Source organism: Achromobacter sp. SD115 (assembly GCF_017355315.1).
Lineage (GTDB): Bacteria > Pseudomonadota > Gammaproteobacteria > Burkholderiales > Burkholderiaceae_B > Achromobacter > Achromobacter xylosoxidans_B.
The window spans coordinates 88,058-106,732 of the sequence record NZ_JADIJM010000005.1 but is presented as its reverse complement, the minus strand read 5'-3'; the positions used below and the strand labels follow the sequence as shown (position 1 = coordinate 106,732).

General features: G+C 66.6%; 18 protein-coding genes. 13 read left to right on the top strand and 5 right to left on the bottom strand.

What is annotated here, in order from left to right; translation table 11 throughout:
• Window positions 1-37: 37 nt before the first annotated feature.
• From cadR to IPU70_RS09090, 6 genes are all read left to right on the top strand, one after another.
• Entirely contained in the window at window positions 38-472 is a 435-nt protein-coding gene (gene cadR, locus IPU70_RS09115) for a Cd(II)/Pb(II)-responsive transcriptional regulator (protein WP_013393260.1), read from the top strand.
• A gap of 200 nt (window positions 473-672) precedes the next feature.
• The gene (locus tag IPU70_RS09110) at window positions 673-1,854 is read left to right on the top strand and encodes a CaiB/BaiF CoA-transferase family protein (protein ID WP_207466654.1); all 1,182 of its coding nucleotides are present in this window, start codon (window positions 673-675) and stop codon (window positions 1,852-1,854) included.
• 84 nt (window positions 1,855-1,938) lie between these two features.
• Window positions 1,939-2,682 carry a FadR/GntR family transcriptional regulator gene (locus tag IPU70_RS09105; RefSeq protein WP_013393262.1) on the top strand — a complete coding sequence of 248 codons (744 nt, stop codon included), beginning with the start codon at window positions 1,939-1,941 and terminating at the stop codon, window positions 2,680-2,682.
• Window positions 2,679-3,494 (top strand): enoyl-CoA hydratase, encoded by an 816-nt coding sequence (locus IPU70_RS09100; protein WP_207466652.1) that lies wholly within the window; start codon window positions 2,679-2,681, stop codon window positions 3,492-3,494. The genes IPU70_RS09105 and IPU70_RS09100 overlap by 4 nt, the downstream gene beginning before the upstream one ends.
• A gap of 176 nt (window positions 3,495-3,670) precedes the next feature.
• On the top strand, window positions 3,671-4,654 hold the full coding sequence (locus IPU70_RS09095) for a tripartite tricarboxylate transporter substrate binding protein (protein ID WP_207466650.1): 984 nt from the start codon (window positions 3,671-3,673) through the stop codon (window positions 4,652-4,654).
• Between the two features lie 86 nt (window positions 4,655-4,740).
• Window positions 4,741-5,334: a nitroreductase gene (locus IPU70_RS09090; RefSeq protein WP_207466648.1), complete on the top strand. Its 594-nt coding sequence runs from the start codon at window positions 4,741-4,743 to the stop codon at window positions 5,332-5,334.
• A gap of 99 nt (window positions 5,335-5,433) precedes the next feature.
• Here IPU70_RS09090 and IPU70_RS09085 read toward each other — a convergent pair whose 3' ends face one another.
• Together IPU70_RS09085 and IPU70_RS09080 are read right to left on the bottom strand one after the other, a co-directional pair.
• Window positions 5,434-6,369, bottom strand: coding sequence for a DMT family transporter (locus IPU70_RS09085; protein ID WP_371818891.1), 936 nt, complete (start codon window positions 6,367-6,369; stop codon window positions 5,434-5,436).
• Entirely contained in the window at window positions 6,366-6,575 is a 210-nt protein-coding gene (locus tag IPU70_RS09080; RefSeq protein WP_207466646.1) for an NAD(P)-binding domain-containing protein, read from the bottom strand. Before IPU70_RS09080 ends, IPU70_RS09085 begins: the two co-directional genes overlap by 4 nt.
• 55 nt (window positions 6,576-6,630) lie before the next feature.
• On the opposite strand from IPU70_RS09080, the gene IPU70_RS09075 reads away from it, so the two are divergent.
• A complete protein-coding gene (locus IPU70_RS09075; protein WP_207466644.1) occupies window positions 6,631-7,509 on the top strand; it encodes a LysR family transcriptional regulator in 879 nt (292 codons plus the stop codon).
• 57 nt (window positions 7,510-7,566) lie between these two features.
• Here the strand turns inward: IPU70_RS09075 and IPU70_RS09070 are convergent, their stop codons facing one another.
• Complete coding sequence (locus IPU70_RS09070) at window positions 7,567-7,893, bottom strand: hypothetical protein (protein WP_207466642.1); 327 nt, start codon at window positions 7,891-7,893, stop codon at window positions 7,567-7,569.
• A 273-nt stretch (window positions 7,894-8,166) separates the two neighbouring features.
• On the opposite strand from IPU70_RS09070, the gene IPU70_RS09065 reads away from it, so the two are divergent.
• From IPU70_RS09065 to lpdA, 4 genes are read left to right on the top strand one after another with little or no spacing between them, the layout of a single operon-like run.
• The gene (locus tag IPU70_RS09065) at window positions 8,167-9,399 is read left to right on the top strand and encodes a 3-methyl-2-oxobutanoate dehydrogenase (2-methylpropanoyl-transferring) subunit alpha (protein WP_013393267.1); all 1,233 of its coding nucleotides are present in this window, start codon (window positions 8,167-8,169) and stop codon (window positions 9,397-9,399) included.
• 2 nt (window positions 9,400-9,401) lie between these two features.
• Entirely contained in the window at window positions 9,402-10,445 is a 1,044-nt protein-coding gene (locus tag IPU70_RS09060; protein ID WP_088140004.1) for an alpha-ketoacid dehydrogenase subunit beta, read from the top strand.
• Window positions 10,446-10,448: 3 nt separating this feature from the next.
• Window positions 10,449-11,777: a dihydrolipoamide acetyltransferase family protein gene (locus tag IPU70_RS09055; RefSeq protein WP_207466640.1), complete on the top strand. Its 1,329-nt coding sequence runs from the start codon at window positions 10,449-10,451 to the stop codon at window positions 11,775-11,777.
• A 2-nt stretch (window positions 11,778-11,779) separates the two neighbouring features.
• The gene (gene lpdA / locus IPU70_RS09050) at window positions 11,780-13,183 is read left to right on the top strand and encodes a dihydrolipoyl dehydrogenase (RefSeq protein ID WP_207466638.1); all 1,404 of its coding nucleotides are present in this window, start codon (window positions 11,780-11,782) and stop codon (window positions 13,181-13,183) included.
• A gap of 53 nt (window positions 13,184-13,236) precedes the next feature.
• Here the strand turns inward: lpdA and IPU70_RS09045 are convergent, their stop codons facing one another.
• Window positions 13,237-14,148, bottom strand: coding sequence for a LysR substrate-binding domain-containing protein (locus IPU70_RS09045; RefSeq protein ID WP_207466636.1), 912 nt, complete (start codon window positions 14,146-14,148; stop codon window positions 13,237-13,239).
• An 89-nt stretch (window positions 14,149-14,237) separates the two neighbouring features.
• On the opposite strand from IPU70_RS09045, the gene IPU70_RS09040 reads away from it, so the two are divergent.
• Together IPU70_RS09040 and IPU70_RS09035 are read left to right on the top strand one after the other, a co-directional pair.
• Complete coding sequence (locus tag IPU70_RS09040) at window positions 14,238-15,521, top strand: amidase (RefSeq protein ID WP_207466635.1); 1,284 nt, start codon at window positions 14,238-14,240, stop codon at window positions 15,519-15,521.
• Between the two features lies 1 nt (window position 15,522).
• On the top strand, window positions 15,523-16,500 hold the full coding sequence (locus IPU70_RS09035; RefSeq protein WP_207466633.1) for a tripartite tricarboxylate transporter substrate binding protein: 978 nt from the start codon (window positions 15,523-15,525) through the stop codon (window positions 16,498-16,500).
• Window positions 16,501-16,505: 5 nt separating this feature from the next.
• Here the strand turns inward: IPU70_RS09035 and IPU70_RS09030 are convergent, their stop codons facing one another.
• Window positions 16,506-18,515, bottom strand: coding sequence for a PEP/pyruvate-binding domain-containing protein (locus tag IPU70_RS09030; RefSeq protein WP_207466631.1), 2,010 nt, complete (start codon window positions 18,513-18,515; stop codon window positions 16,506-16,508).
• Between the last annotated feature and the right edge of the window lie 160 nt (window positions 18,516-18,675).

Here is an 18,675-nt window from a genome sequence, read left to right as displayed (position 1 = left end):
CCCCCTATATCAATCGGATGCGATCCGGGAGGCAGTGATGCGTATCGGCGAATTGGCCACGGCGGCCGGAACCACGGTCGAGACCGTCAGGTATTACGAGAAAGAAGGGCTGTTGCCGGCCCCGGAAAGGGGACTGAACAACTACCGCAGCTATGGCCAGCCGCACCTGGAACGGTTGCGCCTGATCCGCAACTGCCGTGCGCTGGACATGACGCAGGACGAGATCCGCGCCATCCTGTCGCTGGCGGATAACCACCAGAGCGGTTGCGGCCCCATCAATGAACTGTTCGACGAGCACATCTCCCACGTGGACGAGCGCATCGCCGAACTGAGTCAGCTCAAGACCCAGCTCACCGAACTGCGCCAGCGCTGCCTGTCGGCCCGGCCCGATGCGGAAGACTGCGGCATCCTGCATGGCCTGAGTGAAATGCAGGTCGAAGAGCGCCAGGAACGGCACACGCACCTAGGCTGACCGTCGCCCGTCCCGTTGGATACGACTGAGGGCGGATAGCGGCCCGTGCAAGCAAGACGCTAGGGAAAACCCGCCGCGAAAAACTGCGGCGGCGTCTTGTTGCGCTCAAATTCAGCATGTAAGATGTCCAACATCCAACAAATAAAGACAAGGCAGCCGCGGTTCAAGACCGGCAGCGCCGAACAGAGAGGCAGACAAGCATGGATTCCAAGCCCTTGGGCCGATTCACCGTTCTGGACCTGACGCGGGTGCGCTCGGGTCCCGCCGCCGTGCGCCAGTTCGCGGACTGGGGCGCCACCGTCATCAAGATCGAGGAGCCGAGCGACGAGCAGGACGACAAGCCGGGCGGCTCGGCCCAGTTCGCCGACTACCAGAACACCCATCGCAACAAGCGCAGCGTCACGCTGAATTTGAAGCATCCGCAGGGCCGGGCGCTGTTCCTGGACCTGGTGCGCCAGGCCGACGTGGTGGTGGAAAACTACCGGCCCAACGTCAAGTTCAAGCTGGGCATCGATTACGAGACGCTGCGCCAGGTGAATCCGCGCATCGTCTACGCCAGCGTCTCCGGCTTCGGCCAGGATGGTCCCTACGCCGGGCGGCCGGGACTGGACCAGATCGCGCAGGGCATAGGCGGGCTGATGTCGGTGACCGGCGAGCCTGGCCGCGGCCCCATGCGGGCCGGGATTCCGGTGGCGGACCTGACCTCCGGCCTGTTCTGCGCCATCGGCATCTTCATCGCACTGCTGGAGCGCGAGGTGTCGGGGCAGGGGCAGTGGGTGCAGACCTCGCTGCTGCAATCGCAGGTCTGGATGATGGATTTCCAGGCGATGCGCTGGCTGATGAACGGCGAGGTGCCTGGGCAGAGCGGCAACGACCATCCCACCAGCAGCCCGACCGGCGTGTTCCCCACCAGCGACGGCTATATGAATATCGCGGCCATGGGCAACGACATCTACGCGCGCCTGTGCCGCGTGCTGGAATTGCCGGAACTGATCGAGGACGAGCGTTTCCTGACCGTGCCGCTGCGGGCGCGCAACCGCCCCGCGCTGAACGCGGCCATCGGCGCGCGCACCAGCACCCGGCGCACCGCCGAGTGGATTGCGCTGATGAACAAGGAGGGCGTGCCTTGCGGCCCGATCCTGGGCATGGACCAGACCTTCCAGGATCCGCAGGTGCAGCACTTGGGGCTGAGCCGCGAGATCCAGCATCCGTCGTTGGGACCGATTTCGGTGGTGGGGCAGCCCATGATCCTGAGCCGCTCGGCGCCTGGAGAGATGGCGCCCGCGCCGGAACGCGGCCAGCACAACGGCGACGTCTATGGCGGCATGCTGGGCCTGGCGCAGGCCGACTTGCAGCAATTGGCCCGCGAGGGCGTCATCTGAGGGCCGCAGGCCCAGGCTCCAAGCCATAATATCGCCGCCAAGGCCGCCCGCGTATCCGGCGGCCCAGACGGAGACAGCCCAGACATGAACGCCCAACCCACCACCGCCGACCAGGTCTTCACCAGCCTGGGACGCCCCGATAACCTGCCGGACGAGATCGCCTCGCAGATCCGCCAGAAGATCGTGGCGCGTGAATTCGAGCCAGGCCAGCGCCTGCCCACGGAATTCGAGCTGGCGCAGATGTTCGCCGTCAGCCGCAACGTGGTGCGCGAGGCGATCGCGCGGCTGAAGCTGTCGGGCTATGTCGACACGCGGCGCGGCGTGGGTTCCTTCGTGGCGCAGGACGTGGGCACGCGCAACTTCGAGATCGCGCCCGAAGATCTGCTCCAACCCGAGCCGCTGGCGCACATCTTCCAGCTGCGCGTGGAACTGGAGTCTGGCGCGGCGGCGCAGGCGGCCTTGCATCGCACCCCCGAACAGATCGAAACCCTGCGCCAGGCCCTGCAACGGGTCGACGCGGCAGGCAACGATTGGCAGGCCGGCGCCGACCATGCGCTGGACTTCCACATGGCCGTGGGCGAGGCCACCAACAACCCTTACTTCGTGCGCCTGCTGGCGCACCTGCGCCACGTGTTCCGCGGCGCCGTGCGCACGCTGCGCTACACCAGCGCCGGCACCGAGCGCGTGCCGGAAATCGAGCGCGAACACCACCGCATCTTCGACGCCATCGTGGCCGGCGACAGCGAGGCCGCGCGCCTTGCCATGCGCGCGCACCTGACCAATGGCATCCAACGGCACCAGACCGTCATACAAGGAAAGCAACCGTGAGCATCCAACGCATCCTGCAGGGCGACATCACCGATAACATCGTGGCCGAGAAGCGCGGCGCGATAGGTTGGCTGACCTTCAACGATCCGCAGCGGCACAACGCCGTATCGTTCGCCATGTGGGAGGCCGTGCCGGTGGTGCTGGAAGCCTTCCGCCAGGACCCGGAGATCCGCGCGGTGGTGCTGCAGGGGGCGGGCGGCAAGGCCTTTGTCAGCGGCGCGAACATCTCGCAGTTCGATACGTTGCGCAGCGGCGAAGACGCGGTGGTCGAATACGAGCGCGTCGCCGAAACCGCGCAACTGGCGCTGTATGACTATGACAAGCCCACGATCGCCTACATTCAGGGCTCTTGCATCGGCGGCGGCCTGAACATCGCCCTGTGCTGCGACATCCGCATCGCTTCCGACAACAGCAGTTTCGCGATCCCCGCCGGCAAGCTGGGCCTGGGCTACCGTCTGACCGCGATCCGCAATTTGGTGACCGCGGTCGGCCCGGCCAATGCGCTGGAGATATTCCTGACCGCCGCGCGCTACGACGCCCATCAGGCCAAGGAACTGGGCCTGATCCGCAAGGTGGCGCCGGTGGAAGAATTGCCGCAGGTGCTGGAGACCATGCTGGTCCAGATCCAGGCCAACGCGCCGCTGACGCTGCGCGCCGGCAAGAAGATGATCCGCCAGCTCCAGCAACTGGGGCCGGAGGTCGATGTGGAAGGCATGCGCCGCCTGGTGCTGGCGTGTTTCGAAAGCAATGACTACCGCGAGGGCCGCAAGGCGTTCGCGGAAAAGAGAGCGCCGGTGTTCACCGGCACCTGATCTCCGGCCGCGGGCCGGATTCCCTACGCGGCTTGCAGGTCCGCGCCGTTGCCGGCGCGGTCGGGGGAGGCTTGCGTCCGGAATCCGCGCGCGGACCGGATCAACCCGGCCACCGATCCCATCGTGGACGGCCAGGCCATAGACCGCGCAACAAGCGCGGCGACGAGGAGACAGACATGAAAGCGGTTCATCTGAGGGCAGGCCTGGCGGGCCTGGCAGTGTGGCTGTGCGCGGCGCCGCTGCATGCGCAGGGGGCCTATCCCAGTCAGCCGGTGCGCATCGTGGTGGGTTACGCCGCCGGCGGCACCACGGACATCCTGGCGCGGGCGCTGGGCGAGCAGTTGAGCAAGGAGCTCAAGCAGCCCGTCATCATCGAGAACAAGGCCGGCGCCGCCGGCAACATCGCCGCGGCCTCCGTGCAGCAGGCCGCGCCCGATGGCTACACCCTGTTCATGGCCACCGTGTCCAGCCACGGCATTAACCCCGTCGTGTACAAGAAGTCGCTGGGCTATGACCCGGTGGGCGGCTTCACGCCGGTCAGCATGATTGCCTCGATCCCGCTGGTGCTGGTGGCCAATCCCAAGCTGCCGGTGGCGTCGGTGGCCGACCTGGTCAAGCTGGCGCGCGAGAAGCCGGGCGACCTGAACTATTCCTCCAGCGGCAATGGCTCGCCGGTGCACGTGGCCGGGGCCATGTTCGCCTCGGAGGCCAAGGTGCAGATCCAGCACGTGCCGTACCGCGGCGGATCGTTGGCCAATTCCTCGGTCATGAGCGGTGAAACCCAGTTCAGTTTCGCCACCTTGCCGGCGGCCTTGCCGCAGGTCCGCGCCGGCGCCCTGCGCGCCTTGGCCGTCACCACGCGCGACCGCTCGGCGGAACTGCCCGAGGTGCCCACGGTGGCCGAGGATCCCATGTTCAAGGGCTACGAAATCAATACCTGGAATGCGCTGATGGCGCCCAAGGGCACGCCCGACGCGGTGGTGGAGGTGCTGAACAAGGCTGTGGCGCGGTCGCTGGCCGTACCAGCCTTGCAGACCCGCTTCAAGGGCGAGGGCGCCACGCCCGGCACCAGCAGCCCGGCCGAGTTGGGCCAGTTCGTCAACGCGGAGCTGGCGCGCTGGGCAAGCGTCATCAAGGAAGTCGGCATCCAGATCGAATGACCTCTGGCGGTCCGGGGGGATGACGGTCCGTGGCAGCGGAGTGGCGTAATATGAATTGTGTTTCTTTCTCATTGACGCCAGATCCGATGACCACAACCCAGACCGCCACCCCGCTGCACGCCCTGAATACGCGCCGTTCCTTCAAGTTTCTCCGCGCCCCGGCGCCCAAGCCCGAGGAACTCGAACAGATCCTGCAGGCGGCCATGTCGGCGCCCGACCATGGCGCCTTGCGTCCCTGGCGTTTCGTGGTGATCCAGGGCGAGGCCATCGGCAAGCTGGCCGATCTGGCGCTGGACGCGGTCAAGCGCAGCGGCGATCCGCGCATGACGCCGGAAAAGGAAAAGTCGGTGCGCGAGTGGATGGCCGGCGTGCCGCTTTTCATCGCGGTGGCGCAGAAGATCGCGCACGACAATACCAAGATCCCGGAACAGGAACAGCTGCTGGCCACCGGCGCCGCCACCATGAACCTGCTGAACGCCGTGCACATGCTGGGCTATGGCGCGTTCTGGAGCACCGGCATCGGCACCTACGTGGAAGACGTGCAGAACGCGCTGGGCCTGGACGCGCTGGACTACCGTTTCCTGGGCTTTTTGGCCATCGGCACCCCGGCTTGCGCGGTGCCGCCGGCCAACCGCCCGGACTACCGCGAGTTCGTCACGGAGTGGACCGGTCCCGTCTGAGGCCGCGGACGTACCCCGCGCCCATTTCCAGGTGTGGTGCGATGGTGGATCAACTGATCCAGTTGCATGGAGAGGTTCTCTCATTGACATGCAGCGCGGTCAGGCTGATTTCGGCCTCTTTGCTGCCGTGACCATCAGTACCACACCCGCCATCACCAGCGCGATCCCCGCCAGCGTCGCTGCGCTTGGAAACTCTCCCAGCACAGGTATCTCAATCAGCATCGCCAGCGCCGGAGCCAGCGCGCCGAAGATTGAGGCACGCGGCGCACCCAGCCGACGCACGGCCTCGGCGTAGAAGAACATGGCAAGAATGGCGACAAAAATTCCTTGGGCCACGACCTGGAACAGCACGTCGCGCAGTGGCGCGGAGAAGATGCCGGGGTTCAGGAACAGGAAGTAGACAGGCGCGAAGATCAGCGCCGAGCCCACGTTGACCAGCGCCGTCGCCTGCCAGGGGCTGATGCCCGAGCGTCGTTGCGTCACCGTGTAGCTGGCGAATAGTAGTCCGCCGCAGAGAAACAGCAGATCGCCGAGCCATTCGTTTTGCGCCCGGTGCGCCATCAGTGCATAGCCGCCCATGCAGGCCGCACCGGCAATGACAGACAGCAGGCCGCACACCTGCATGCGGCTGAAGCGCTCGCCATACAAGGCCGCGGACAGCAGCGCCACCCAGATCGGCATGGAGCCGATCATCAGCGTGGCGACATGCGAGGCCGGGGCAAAGCGCATACCCACCGAGGCGGCCATCATGAAGGGTACGCCGGCGCCAACCAGCATGATGCAGACCCTGCCGATGCCGATCTGCCGCAGCCCCTCGATCCGCATTCCCTGCCGCAGAAGGATCGGCCACAGGAACAGCGCTGATACGCCGAAGCGCAGCATGGTCACGTCAGCGGGTGCCAGGGTGGTCTTCATCGCCAGGCGCGTGGCGACCGTCCAGCCTGACCAGATCAGGGCCACCGCCAGGCCGCAGAGCACGCCAATGGAGCTCTTGCTCAGCGGCTGTGCGTACGAAGTGATCGTTGGCGTGTTCACGGTGCCGCCTTGTCGCGCAATGCCTGGACGATGCCGCTCCCCTCGAACGCCCGCCGCGTGGTTGGCGTATGGCAATAGACCGCGACGGCCATACCCGCTTTTTGTAGATTGCGGGCGATGGGCTCACCCATGACGCCGATTCCGATCACGCTGATTCTCATGGCCACTCCGTCTTCAAGATTCATCTGCTGAGCCAATGTAGGCATTTGAATTCATCTCGTAAAATGAATTATTGAGAACAAACGATTCGGAGAAACCGATATGTTGGAGCTGTCGGAGCTGCGCACGTTCCAGGCTGTCGTGCGGGCGGGAGGCATCAACAAGGCCGCCGAGACGCTGCACCGCGCACAGTCCAGCATCACGGTGCGCGTTCAGCAGTTGGAAGAAAAGCTGGGGGTCGCGCTGTTCATCCGCGAGGGGCGTTCGCTGCAACTGTCGCCGGCCGGCAAGGTGCTGCTGGACTATGCGGAGCGGCTGCTCGATCTGGCGCAAGAAGCCTCGGAGGCCACGCGCAATGAGCGGCCCAAGGGCCTGCTGCGGCTCGGGGCGATGGAGAGCACGGCCGCCGTGCGCCTGCCGCAGCCGCTGGGGGTGTTCCATCAGATGTACCCCGATGTGACGCTGGAGCTGTACTCGGACGATCCGCGCGAGCTGATCCAGCGGGTGCTCAAGGGCGAACTGGACACGGCCCTGATCGCGGATCCCATGTCGGACAAGCGCCTGAACTCGATGGCGATCTACGAAGAGGAACTGGTCATCGTGGCCGAGGCCAAACATCCGCCCATTGCCTCACCCAAGGATGTTCCGTCCCGAGCCCTACTGGCTTTTCATCCAGGCTGCCCGCACCGTCAGCGCTTGGAGGACTGGTTCGCGCGTTCTCGCACCAAGCCGCAGCGTATCGTCGAGGTGGGTTCGTACCATGTGATCCTGGGCTGCGTGGCGGTGGGCATGGGAATCGCACTCATGCCGCGCAGCGTGTTGGGCACGTACGTCGAGCGCTCGTGCCTGAGTGTCCACCCGCTGCCGTCCAGATTAAACCGAGCCATAACCCGCCTTGTCTGGCGCAAGGATTCGCCGGAGGCCAATATTTTGGCGCTGTCACGAGTGCTGCTCAAAGTGCACGGGCGTTTTCAAGATTGAGCATGTATCCCCTTCAGGGTGCGATCAATCTTGATATCCAAATGAAGGGGCGGCTGCCTACCGGCGGCTCGCGATCGGCCGGAACGCCGCGCGCACGAGTCGCTCCAGGCACCACCCCGCGAAGTAGAAGAGCGCCAGCGTGGGCAGTCCGATCAGCAGATAGCCGCCGACCCACGACAGCTCGCCCAGCAGGCGGTCCAGGTTCAATTCGTGCAGCAGCGCCAGTTGCAGCGCCAGCGGCAATTGCAGCAATACGAATCGTCCTTTGTCGTCACCGTCGGCCGAGAGCGCGCCGGCGATGCAGAGGATGACGATGGCGAGGTAAAGCGCGGCGAACACGATGCCGGTCCAGCTGAACCATTTGGAGGCGGTCAATCCGGGCACGTCGGTTTCCAGGGAATCAGGGTCAGGCAGTATATGACGTCGCCGGCTGCCGCTGCCGCGATTCCTGCACGCGTCATGCGGCCCTCGGCCACCGCCGATAGCGAGGCCCGGCGCGGCCCCTGTCTCGGGGCCGCGCCCTGTGCTACTCTGGCTCCCGGCCTTGCATGTTCATCCCTTTGCACAGGCCGACGATGGCAATGTCCGAGGTCACCCCCTTGGGCAGTGTCTTGGTAAGAAGAATGCGCATGACACGATCAAGCGTGGAGACAATACATGAGCCAATATGGGCCGTTGAAGTTGCACGTCCCGGAGCCTACCGGCCGCCCGGGTTGCAAGACCGACTTTTCCTATCTGCACCTGTCGCCGCCCGGCGATGTGCCCAAACCCCCCATTGATGTTGCCGCGGTCGATACCGGTGGACTGGCCTACAGCCTGGTCCGGGTGATCGCGGACGACGGCAGCGCCGTAGGACCCTGGGCGCCGGAACTCAGCCATGAGCAATTGCGCGCCGGCATGCGCAACATGCTGAAGACGCGCCTCTTCGATGCGCGCATGCTGACCGCCCAGCGCAAGAAGAAGATCTCCTTCTACATGCAGAGCCTGGGTGAAGAAGCCATCGGCACCGCCCACGCCATGGCGCTGGAGCAGGGCGACATGTGCTTTCCGACCTACCGCCAGCAAAGCATCCTGCTGGCGCGCGACGTCTCGCTGGTCACCATGATGTGCCAGCTGATGTCCAACGAACGCGATCCGCTCAAGGGCCGCCAGCTGCCGGTCATGTACTCCGACCGCGAGCGGGGCTTCTTCAGCATTTCGGGCAACCTGGCCACGCAGTTCATCCAGGCGGTGGGCTGGGGCATGGCCTCGGCCATCAAGGGCGATACCCGCATCGCCTCCGGCTGGATTGGCGACGGCGCCACCGCCGAGGCCGATTTCCATACCGCGCTGACCTTTGCGCACGTCTACCGCGCGCCGGTCATCCTCAACGTGGTCAACAACCAGTGGGCCATCTCCACCTTCCAGGCGATCGCCGGCGGCGAAGGCGCGACCTTCGCGGGCCGCGGCGTGGGCTGCGGCATCGCATCGCTGCGGGTGGACGGCAATGATTTCCTGGCGGTCTATTCCGCCTCGAGCTGGGCCGCCGAACGCGCCCGCCGCAACCTGGGGCCGACCCTGATCGAATGGGTCACCTACCGCGCCGGCCCGCACTCGACCTCCGACGATCCCTCCAAGTACCGTCCCGGCGACGACTGGAGCCACTTCCCGCTGGGCGATCCGATCGCGCGCTTCAAAAAGCACCTGATCCTGCTGGGCATCTGGTCCGACGAAGAGCACGAAGCCGTCAAGGCCGAGCTCGACGCCGAGATCCTGGCGGCGCAGAAGGAAGCGGAAAGCTACGGCACCCTGGTGGACGGCCACGTCCCCAGCGCCGCCAGCATCTTTGAAGACGTCTACAAGGACATGCCGGAGCATCTGCGCCGGCAGCGTCAGCAGCTCGGAGTCTGATCATGGCTATCGATAACAACGCTGGTCCGGCCTCCGCGCCGATGACCATGATCCAGGCTTTGCGCTCGGCCATGGATGTGATGCTGGAGCGCGACAACAATGTCGTGGTGTTCGGCCAGGACGTGGGCTATTTCGGCGGCGTGTTCCGTTGCACGGAAGGCCTGCAGACCAAGTACGGCAGCTCGCGCGTGTTCGACACGCCTATTTCCGAAGGCGGCATCGTCGGCGTGGCGGTGGGCATGGGCGCCTACGGCCTGCGTCCCGTCTGCGAAATCCAGTTCGCCGACTATTTCTATCCGGCTTCGGACCAGATCGTGTCCGAGGCCGCGCGCCTGCGCTACCGCTCGGTCAACGAGTTTGTCGCGCCCATGACCATCCGCATGCCTTGCGGCGGTGGCATCTACGGCGGACAGACGCACAGCCAGAGCCCCGAAGCCATGTTCACGCAGGTCTGCGGGCTGCGCACCGTGATGCCGTCCAATCCCTATGACGCCAAGGGCCTGCTGATCGCGGCCATCGAGAACGACGATCCGGTCATCTTCCTGGAGCCCAAGCGGCTCTACAACGGTCCGTTCGACGGCCACCACGACCGGCCCGTCACGCCCTGGACCGGACGTCCGGGCAGCGTGGTGCCCACCGGCTACTACACCGTGCCGCTGGACACGGCCGCCATCGTGCGGCCCGGCAACGCGTTGACCGTGCTGACCTACGGCACCACCGTGCACGTGTCGCTGACGGCCGCCGAGGAAACCGGCATCGACGCCGAGGTCATCGACCTGCGCAGCCTGTGGCCGCTGGACCTGGACGCCATCGTTAATTCGGTCAAGAAGACCGGCCGTTGCGTGGTGGTGCACGAGGCCACGCGCACCTGCGGCTTCGGCGCCGAGCTGATTTCGCTGGTGCAGGAACACTGCTTCCATCATCTGGAGGCGCCCGTGGAGCGCGTGACCGGCTGGGATACGCCGTATCCCCACGCACAGGAATGGGCGTACTTCCCCGGCCCGCGCCGGGTTGGCGAAGCGTTCAAGCGCGCGATGGAGGGTTGAGAGATGGGTATTCATGTCATCAAGATGCCCGACATCGGCGAAGGCATCGCGGAAGTGGAACTGGTCGCCTGGCACGTGAAGATCGGCGACATGGTGGCCGAGGACCAGCCGTTGGCCGACGTCATGACCGACAAGGCCACGGTCGAGATTCCCGCGCCGGTGGTCGGCCGCGTGGTCGCGCTGGGCGGGGATGTGGGTCAGGTCATGGCCGTGGGCGGCGAGCTGATCCGCCTGGAAGTGGAAGGCGAGGGCAACCTGAAGCCGGGCGCGGATGCAGCGCCGGCCAAGGCTGCCGCGGCTCCCGCTGCGACGCAGCCTGTTGCCGCCGCGCCCGCCCCGCAGCCCGCGCCGGCGCCGAAGGCTGCCGCCGAGGCCGCCGCGCCCGTCAAGCCGTCCGCGCAGTCGCCGGCCCAGCCCGCGCGCCAGGCGCCCGCCGCCGTCGCGCGCCAGCCCGGCGACAAGCCGCTGGCCTCGCCGGCCGTGCGCAAGCGCGCCTGGGACCTGGGCATCGAGCTGCGCTACGTGCAGGGCAGCGGCCCGGCCGGCCGCATCCTGCACGAAGACCTGGACGCCTACCTGCAAGGGCAGGGGGCGGGGGCTCAAGCCCGTGGCGGCGTGGCCTACGCTGAGCGCAACGATGAGGAAAACGTGCCGGTCATCGGCCTGCGCCGCAAGATCGCGCAGAAGATGGCCGAGTCCAAGCGCCGCATCCCGCACTTCAGCTACGTCGAGGAAATCGACGTGACCGAACTGGAAGAACTGCGCGCCAGCCTCAACCAGAAATGGGGCGCGACGCGCGGCAAGCTCACGCTATTGCCGCTGCTGGCGCGCGCCATGGTGGTGGCGTTGCGCGATTTCCCGCAGATCAACGCGCGCTACGACGACGAAGGCGGCGTGGTCACGCGCTACGGCGCGGTCCACATCGGCATCGCCACGCAAAGCGACGGCGGGCTGATGGTGCCGGTCATGCGCCACGCCGAGGCGCGCGATCTGTGGTCCATGGCGGCCGAGATCGTCCGCCTGGCCGAGGCGGTGCGCGCGGGCAGCGCCAGCCGCGACGAACTGTCGGGGTCCACCATCACCATCACCAGCCTGGGGCCGCTGGGCGGCATCGTCACCACGCCGGTGATCAACCATCCGGAGGTCGGCATCGTGGGCGTGAACCGCATCGTCGAGCGGCCCGCCATCCGCAATGGCGCCGTGGTGGCGCGCAAGTTGATGAACCTGTCGTCGTCCTTCGACCACCGCGTGGTGGACGGCATGGACGCGGCGCGCTTCATCCAGGCGGTGCGCGCGCTGCTGGAACAACCCGCGCTGCTTTTCGTGGAGTAAGCATGAGCCAGATCACTAAGACTACGACTTTGCTGGTGATCGGCGGCGGCCCCGGCGGCTACGTCGCCGCCATCCGCGCTGGCCAGCTGGGCGTGCCAACCATCCTGATCGAAGGCGCACAGTTGGGCGGTACCTGCCTGAACATCGGCTGCATCCCCTCCAAGGCGCTGATCCACGCGGCCGAGGAATTCGACAAGGCGCGCCACTACGCGGGCAAGTCGGCGCTGGGCATTTCCGTGTCGGCGCCCGCCATCGACCTGGCCCAGACCGTGGCCTGGAAGGACGGCATCGTCGGCAAACTGACCGGCGGCGTGGCCGCGCTGCTGAAGAAGAACGGCGTGGAAGTAGTGCGCGGCTGGGCCCGGCTGCTGGACGGCAAGACCGTGGAAGTCGACGCCGGCGAGTCCGGCGCCATCCGCATCCAGTGCGAACACCTGTTGCTGGCGGCCGGCTCCGAGCCCACGCCGCTGCCGTCCATGCCTTTTGGCGGCATGGTGGTGTCGTCCACCGAGGCGCTGTCGCCCACCAGCATTCCCAAGCAATTGGTGGTGGTGGGCGGCGGCTACATCGGCCTGGAACTCGGCACCGTGTACCGCAAGCTCGGCGCCGAAGTGGCGGTGGTGGAAGCGCAGGACCGCATCCTGCCGACCTATGACGCCGAACTCACCAAGCCGGTGGCAGCCGCGCTGACGAAGATGGGCGTGGATCTGCACCTGGGCCGCAAGGTGCTGGGCCTGAACGGCGCCGGCAACGCGGTGCGGGTGCAGGACGCGGCCGGCGTCGAAACCCTGTTGCCGGCCGACCGCGTGCTGATTGCGGTGGGACGGCGTCCGCGCACGCAGGACTGGGGGCTGGAAAGCCTGCAGCTGGACCGCAAGGGCAATGCGCTGCGCATCGACGACCAGTGCCGTACCTCCATGCGCGATGTCTGGGCCATCGGCGACATCGCCGGCGAACCCATGCTGGCGCATCGCGCCATGGCGCAGGGCGAGATGGTGGCCGAACTGGTGGCGGGCAAGCGCAGGCATTTCCAGCCGGCATCCATTCCTGCGGTCTGCTTCACCGATCCCGAGGTCGTGGTGGCGGGCCTGTCACCCAACGAGGCGGAAAGCGCGGGACTGGATTGCCTGACGGCGGCGTTCCCGTTCGCCGCCAATGGGCGCTCGATGACGCTGGAATCCACCGACGGCTTCGTGCGCGTGGTCGCGCGCCGCGACAACCACCTGATTCTGGGCTGGCAGGCGGTGGGGCGCGGCGTGTCGGAACTGTCTACGGCCTTCGGCCAGTCGCTGGAAATGGGCGCCACGCTGGAAGACGTGGCGGGCACCATCCACGCGCATCCGACATTGGGCGAAGCAGTGCAGGAAGCGGCGCTCAAGGCGCTGGGCCACGCGCTGCACATCTAGGAGCCGCGGAACGCCGCGTTCGCGCGGCGTTCCGTCAAAAGCCCGGACGGAGTTCAGGGGCGGGCTACAGCTTGCGCCAATGCGGCGCTGAATCCCTCCACCGCAGGATTGCCCTGGTCGCGCAACGCCGCCAACACCACCTGAGCCGTGGCTCCCGCCACATCGCGCAAAGGCAGGAAACGCAATGAATCCGAACGCATCCGGGACAGCGATTGGGGCACAAGTGCAGGCCCGACGCCGGCCTCCACCAGCGTCAGCAGCGTGGGAATGACGCTTTCCTGGGCGATTTCCGGCTTCAGTTGCGCACGCGCGAACAGCGCCTGGATCATGTTGCGGAAGTACGGCGAGATGTCCTGCCGGTAACCGACCAGCGGAAATTCCAGTAGTTCTTCCAGCGAGACATCGCGCTGGTTCGCCAGCGCATGATCGTGGCGCAGCGCCACGCGCAGGGGCTCTTCGTAGATGACATGCGTCGCGATATCCGCATCCAGCGGATGCGGACGCATCAGCGCCACATCGACCACGCGGGACCGCAATGCGGGGTCCATGTCCACGGAATTCATCTCGCGCAGATCGATGCGGACTTCCGGGTGCGCATCGCGGTAGTGGCTGAGCGCCGACACCAGCGGCGAACTCGCGGCGCTGGGCGTGATGCCTATCACCAGCGAGCCGGTCTCGCCGCGCGCCGTCCGCCGCGCCTGCCGCAGCATGAGCTGGGTATCCGCGGCGATCTTGCGCGCCCGCTCGTACATGATTTCGCCAGCGGGCGTCAGTTTCACCGAGCGCGTGGTGCGCACGAACAGGGGCACGCCGACGATCGCTTCCAGCCGCTTGATCTGCTGCGTGAGGGGCGGTTGCGTCATGAACAGGCGCGCCGCGGCCCGGGCGAAGTGCAGCTCTTCCGCCAAGGTGCAGAACAGGACCAGCAGCCGGCCGTCCAGGAAGATTAATTCTGATTTCGACATAATCAAGGCGAAATTACCAATTGGACATAGATTAGTCCAGTTCCTAAGATGCCGCATCGCTTCATTCAACCGGCATGCCGGCTTCACCTATGTCCCTCGCTGCCCATTCCGCTTCAGTCACTGCCATCGCTCAAGGCGTGAGGGACGGCGAGGCGGCGGTGTTCGCGGCGGCGCGCCAGAGCCTGGCGGCCATCGCCCGCCAAGAGCCGGCGATCCGCGCCTGGAGCCATGTGCTGCCCGTCGCGGCGCTGGAACAGATGGAACCGGCGCGGCATGCCGCCGGTGCGCTGGCCGGCGTGCCCATCGGCATCAAGGACGTGATCGACGTGGCCGATATGCCCACCGGCTTCGGAGCGCCCGCGTTGACAGCCGGCAAGGCGGCGTTTGACGCTTGCAGCGTGGGCATGTTGCGCGCGGCCGGCGCGATCCCCGTGGGCAAGACGGTGACGGCCGAATTCGCCTTCAGGACGCCGGGTCCCACCCGCAATCCCCATGCGCCGGCGCATACGCCCGGCGGCTCCTCTAGCGGCTCCGCGGCCGCCGTGGCGGCCGGCATGGTGCCTGCCGCCCTGGGCACGCAGACCGGAGGCTCGATGATCCGCCCGGCCGCGTATTGCGGAGTGGTGGGATTCAAGCCTAGCGTTGGCCGCGTGTTCCGGGACGGCATGAAGCTCACTTGCGAATCGCTGGACACCATAGGCTGGTACGCGAACAGCGTGGCGGATGTCCAGGCCATTGCGGATGTGCTCATCGGCGGCGCGGACGCGGACGCCGCGGAGCAGCGGCAACTGACCATTGCGGTGCAGCTGAACAATCCGAAGGCCGGACTGTGCGCCGAAAGCCGGGCCGAGATCGAGCGCGCCCGCGCAGTCCTGGCCGCGCATGGGCTGCGGTGCGTGACCGTGGAACCCGAGCACGAGACGGCGCTCTTGCTGAAGGCGCACGACGTGATCATGCACTACGAGTTCGCGCGCAGCCTGGCGCCGGTATTGGAGCGCCAGGGGCACGCCTTGAGCGGCGCCCTGCGCCAGGCGGTGGCGCATGGCCTGGCCATCGGGGCCGGGCAGTACCAGGAGATGCGCGCGGTCCAGGCCAAGCTGCGTCACGGCTGGAATGCGCTCTATGGCGGCGCCGACCTGGTGCTTACGCCCAGCACGCCGGCTCCCGCGCCGCATGGGCTGGAGCACACCGGCGACGCCTCATATAACAAGATCTGGTCGGTGCTGGGGTGGCCATGCCTGCACCTGCCGACCGGGTTCAGCCGCGCGGGACTGCCTTTGGGCCTGCAATTGGTCGGCGATCTGGGCGAGGACCAAGCCTTGCTCGCCGTCGGCCGGAAGTTACATCATCTGCTGAAACAGCAAGGGGAATGAAATGGGATTCAAGACACTGAGGCAGGGCATGTTGGCCCTGTGCGCCGCCGCGGCCGTGACGGGATTGGGGCAGGCCCACGCGGCCTTTCCTGACCGTCCCATCAACGTCGTCGTGCCCACGGCGGCCGGCGGCACGGTGGACATCGTTGCGCGCATCATGGCGGAAAAGCTCGGCGCCGAACTCGGCCAGCCCGTGGTCGTCATCAACAAGCCTGGCGCCGGCGGCGTGGTGGGCACGCAGGCCTTCCTGCGCGAGCCGCAGGACGGCTACACCGTGCTGTTCACGGCGAACAGCAACCAGTTGATCGTGCCCTGGGTCTACAAGGAGGCGAAATTCGATCCGATCAAGGACTTCACGCCGATCGCCGCAGTGGGTGAAGTGCCCAACGTGCTGTGCGTGAATCCCGCTTTCCCCGCCAAGGACATGAAGGAATTCATGGCCCTGATCAAGGCCAATCCGGAAAAGTACCAGTACGCCTCGGCCGGCGCGGGGACCTTGAACCATCTGCTGGGCGTGATGCTGGACCAGATGGGCGGCCTGCGCATGCAGCACATTCCCTATCGCGGCGTATCGCCGGCCATGGCGGACGTGATGGGCAACCAGGTGCCCATGCTGTTCGCCAGCCTGCCTTCGGCGGTCGAAGGCATCAAGGCCGGCAAACTGCGCGCGCTGGGCGTCAGTAGCGAAAAACGCAACGCCCTGCTGCTCGACGTGCCGGCCATCAACGAAGCCATACCGGGTTTCCGCGGCGACCTGTGGGTCGCGTTCTATGGCGCCAAGGAAGCGCCCAGCGCGTCTATCGATACCTTGCACCAGGCCATCCGGAAAGTCCTGGCGGACCAGGCGCTGCAACAGAAGTTCGACCAGCTGGGGGTGACGATGATGCATGACGGCCCGGCCGAGCTGGCGGCGCGGCAGCAGGCCGAGTTCATGCAGTGGAAGCAGGTGGTGCAGGCCTCGGGTGCGAGCCCGGACTAAGGTCTTTACCGGCTGCCGTCGATATACGGCCGGGCCTGCAGGATCAGGATGTTCTCACCCTGTACGGCCCATTCGATATCCTGGTCCACGCCGCCCAGGCGCTGCTTGACCTGGCTGGCTACAGAAGCCAGGCGCGCCACCAGGGCATCGTTCAGTACCTGGCGCGTGCCTTCGATCGGCACTTCGCGGACGCCGCCCGCCGCGTCCGCCACCAACTGGGTGTCCTCGGCGGAACGGCTCAGCACCTGCACCGCCTTGGACCAGCTGGAGTACATCAGCTGTTCGGCCTGGCGCTTGCCTTCCACCACCTTGATGCCCAGGCCGCGCTTGGCCGAGATGTAGGTGACGTAGCGGCGCGAGGCGTCGAAGGGATCGCGCGTGATCATGACGCCTGAACTTTCCGACGCCGCGGCCTGTTGCACCAGCACCGCCATCACCACGCCGTCCTGGCCGATGCCGGCCGCGCGCCGGGCTTCGTACGCTTCATAGTTGTAGACCGAGGCCCACACGGTTTGCACTGCCTGCGCCAGCGCGTCGGCCTGCGTGACGTTGGGCACGGTGGTGTAGAGCCCCGCGCCGCTGAATCCCGGCAGGTCCTCGGAATTGGACGAGCTGCGCACGAACACGCCGCGCCCTTGCAACTGCTTCTGCCAGCGATCAAGCCAGGCGGCGGCCAGCATGGGATCGGGCTGGGCCTGGATGATGTCCCGGCGCAGCGCAGCCAGTTCGGCGCGGCGCACGTTGGCGTCGCTGGCGAAGTCCGGCCGCTGCTCCAGCGCGGCAATGCGTTGCGGCACGCCCAGTTGCGCCATGAAGGCCGCGTACTGCGCGAAGGGGATGCAAAAGCCGTCTGGCACGGTGGCCGCGGGCGGCAGCGCGGACTTCAGCGCGCCCAGGTTGGCCGCCTTGACGCCGCAATGGCGGCTGTCGCGCGTGGTCATGCCGGCGAGCGGCTTGATCGCCTTGACCGTCAGGTCGGGCTTGGGCAGCGGCAGGGCGGCCTTGGGCGGCGGCGCGACGTCGGGTTTGGCGATGCGCTGCACCTGATAGCCATTGCTGGAGACGGTCAGCTCGACCCACTGGCCGTCATGCTCGCGCAGCGCCGCCACGGCGTCGCGCACATAGGCGTTGGGAATACGCCAGCCCTTGGCCAGCAGGTTGACGTGGGATAGCAGTGTGGAGGGCCGTTGCGTGACCAGGCCGGCCACCGGCGGCAGCGCAACCGGCACTTCGTCCAGCACCAGGATATCGGTCGGCGACAGGTCCGGCGTGTCGTCCACCGAGGCGACGATGCGCAGCCGGCCCTGGCCGACGCCGGTGTTCAGCGGCAGGAAGGTCTGTTCGCGCAGCAAGGATTCCTGCGTCACGGCGTTCAGACCGGCGGTCTGCGCGACCTGTTCGTGCAGCGTGGAATTGGCCTTGAAGCGCACCGGTTCGTAGAAGCTGGCCTGCAGTTTTTCATCGGCTAGCTTCAACAATTCCGGGTTGATCCGGTCGCCTTCCCAGAATTCATAGGTGTAGCCGGGCAGGCCGTGTTGCCAACTCAGGGTGCCGAATAGCAGGCGCCGCTGCGGATCCTTGTACTGCGCGATCAGCGTGGCCTTGTCGTCGGCGGGCAGCAGGCGCCGCTCGCGCGCGAAGTTCTCGTGCAGGGTGTAGCGCGGCGTGTTTACGTAGTAGATCTTGCCGCCCTGTTTCCGGTCGATCACGAACAGCACGTGCGGGATCTCCAGCGGCGTGCCGGGGTTGTAGACCCGGGCCAGTTGCTGGAACTCGGCCTGCGTGCGGATCTGGCTCAGGAAGGCCGGGCCGCCTTTCTTGCCGTCTTCCACTTGCTGCGCCGCGCGCTCGTCGGGGCTCAAGGGACGCACGTTCTCATAGGGCGAAGGCTTGCGGGCGGTCTGCGCCTGGACGGACGGGCCGAAGCTGGCGGCCAGCGCGGTCAGCGCAGCCAGGGCGATCAGGCGGGTCGGGCGGCGGCAGGCAAGGCGGTGGGGGATGGGCAATGGACGCATGAACGGGCGGGCAGGGCGCAGGGAGTGGCGATGATATCGGAGCCGTGCCGGCGTTTGTTTCCGGATGTGATAAACCATGCGTTGAAGTTGCTGCGGGGGCGCAAAATACCCAATTTCAGTGATGTGCTTCAGGCTACGGATGTCGTTTAATACCACCCAG

Bases quoted from the DNA above. Each gene is read 5' to 3' on its own strand.
- cadR (WP_013393260.1), top strand. From the start codon at position 38: ATGCGTATCGGCGAATTGGCCACGGCGGCCGGAACCACGGTCGAGACC.
- IPU70_RS09110 (WP_207466654.1), top strand. From the start codon at position 673: ATGGATTCCAAGCCCTTGGGCCGATTCACCGTTCTGGACCTGACGCGG.
- IPU70_RS09105 (WP_013393262.1), top strand. From the start codon at position 1,939: ATGAACGCCCAACCCACCACCGCCGACCAGGTCTTCACCAGCCTGGGA.
- IPU70_RS09095 (WP_207466650.1), top strand. From the start codon at position 3,671: ATGAAAGCGGTTCATCTGAGGGCAGGCCTGGCGGGCCTGGCAGTGTGG.
- IPU70_RS09090 (WP_207466648.1), top strand. From the start codon at position 4,741: ATGACCACAACCCAGACCGCCACCCCGCTGCACGCCCTGAATACGCGC.
- IPU70_RS09080 (WP_207466646.1), bottom strand. From the start codon at position 6,575: ATGCCTACATTGGCTCAGCAGATGAATCTTGAAGACGGAGTGGCCATG.
- IPU70_RS09075 (WP_207466644.1), top strand. From the start codon at position 6,631: ATGTTGGAGCTGTCGGAGCTGCGCACGTTCCAGGCTGTCGTGCGGGCG.
- IPU70_RS09065 (WP_013393267.1), top strand. From the start codon at position 8,167: ATGAGCCAATATGGGCCGTTGAAGTTGCACGTCCCGGAGCCTACCGGC.
- IPU70_RS09060 (WP_088140004.1), top strand. From the start codon at position 9,402: ATGGCTATCGATAACAACGCTGGTCCGGCCTCCGCGCCGATGACCATG.
- IPU70_RS09055 (WP_207466640.1), top strand. From the start codon at position 10,449: ATGGGTATTCATGTCATCAAGATGCCCGACATCGGCGAAGGCATCGCG.
- lpdA (WP_207466638.1), top strand. From the start codon at position 11,780: ATGAGCCAGATCACTAAGACTACGACTTTGCTGGTGATCGGCGGCGGC.
- IPU70_RS09045 (WP_207466636.1), bottom strand. From the start codon at position 14,148: ATGTCGAAATCAGAATTAATCTTCCTGGACGGCCGGCTGCTGGTCCTG.
- IPU70_RS09040 (WP_207466635.1), top strand. From the start codon at position 14,238: ATGTCCCTCGCTGCCCATTCCGCTTCAGTCACTGCCATCGCTCAAGGC.
- IPU70_RS09035 (WP_207466633.1), top strand. From the start codon at position 15,523: ATGGGATTCAAGACACTGAGGCAGGGCATGTTGGCCCTGTGCGCCGCC.
- IPU70_RS09030 (WP_207466631.1), bottom strand. From the start codon at position 18,515: ATGCGTCCATTGCCCATCCCCCACCGCCTTGCCTGCCGCCGCCCGACC.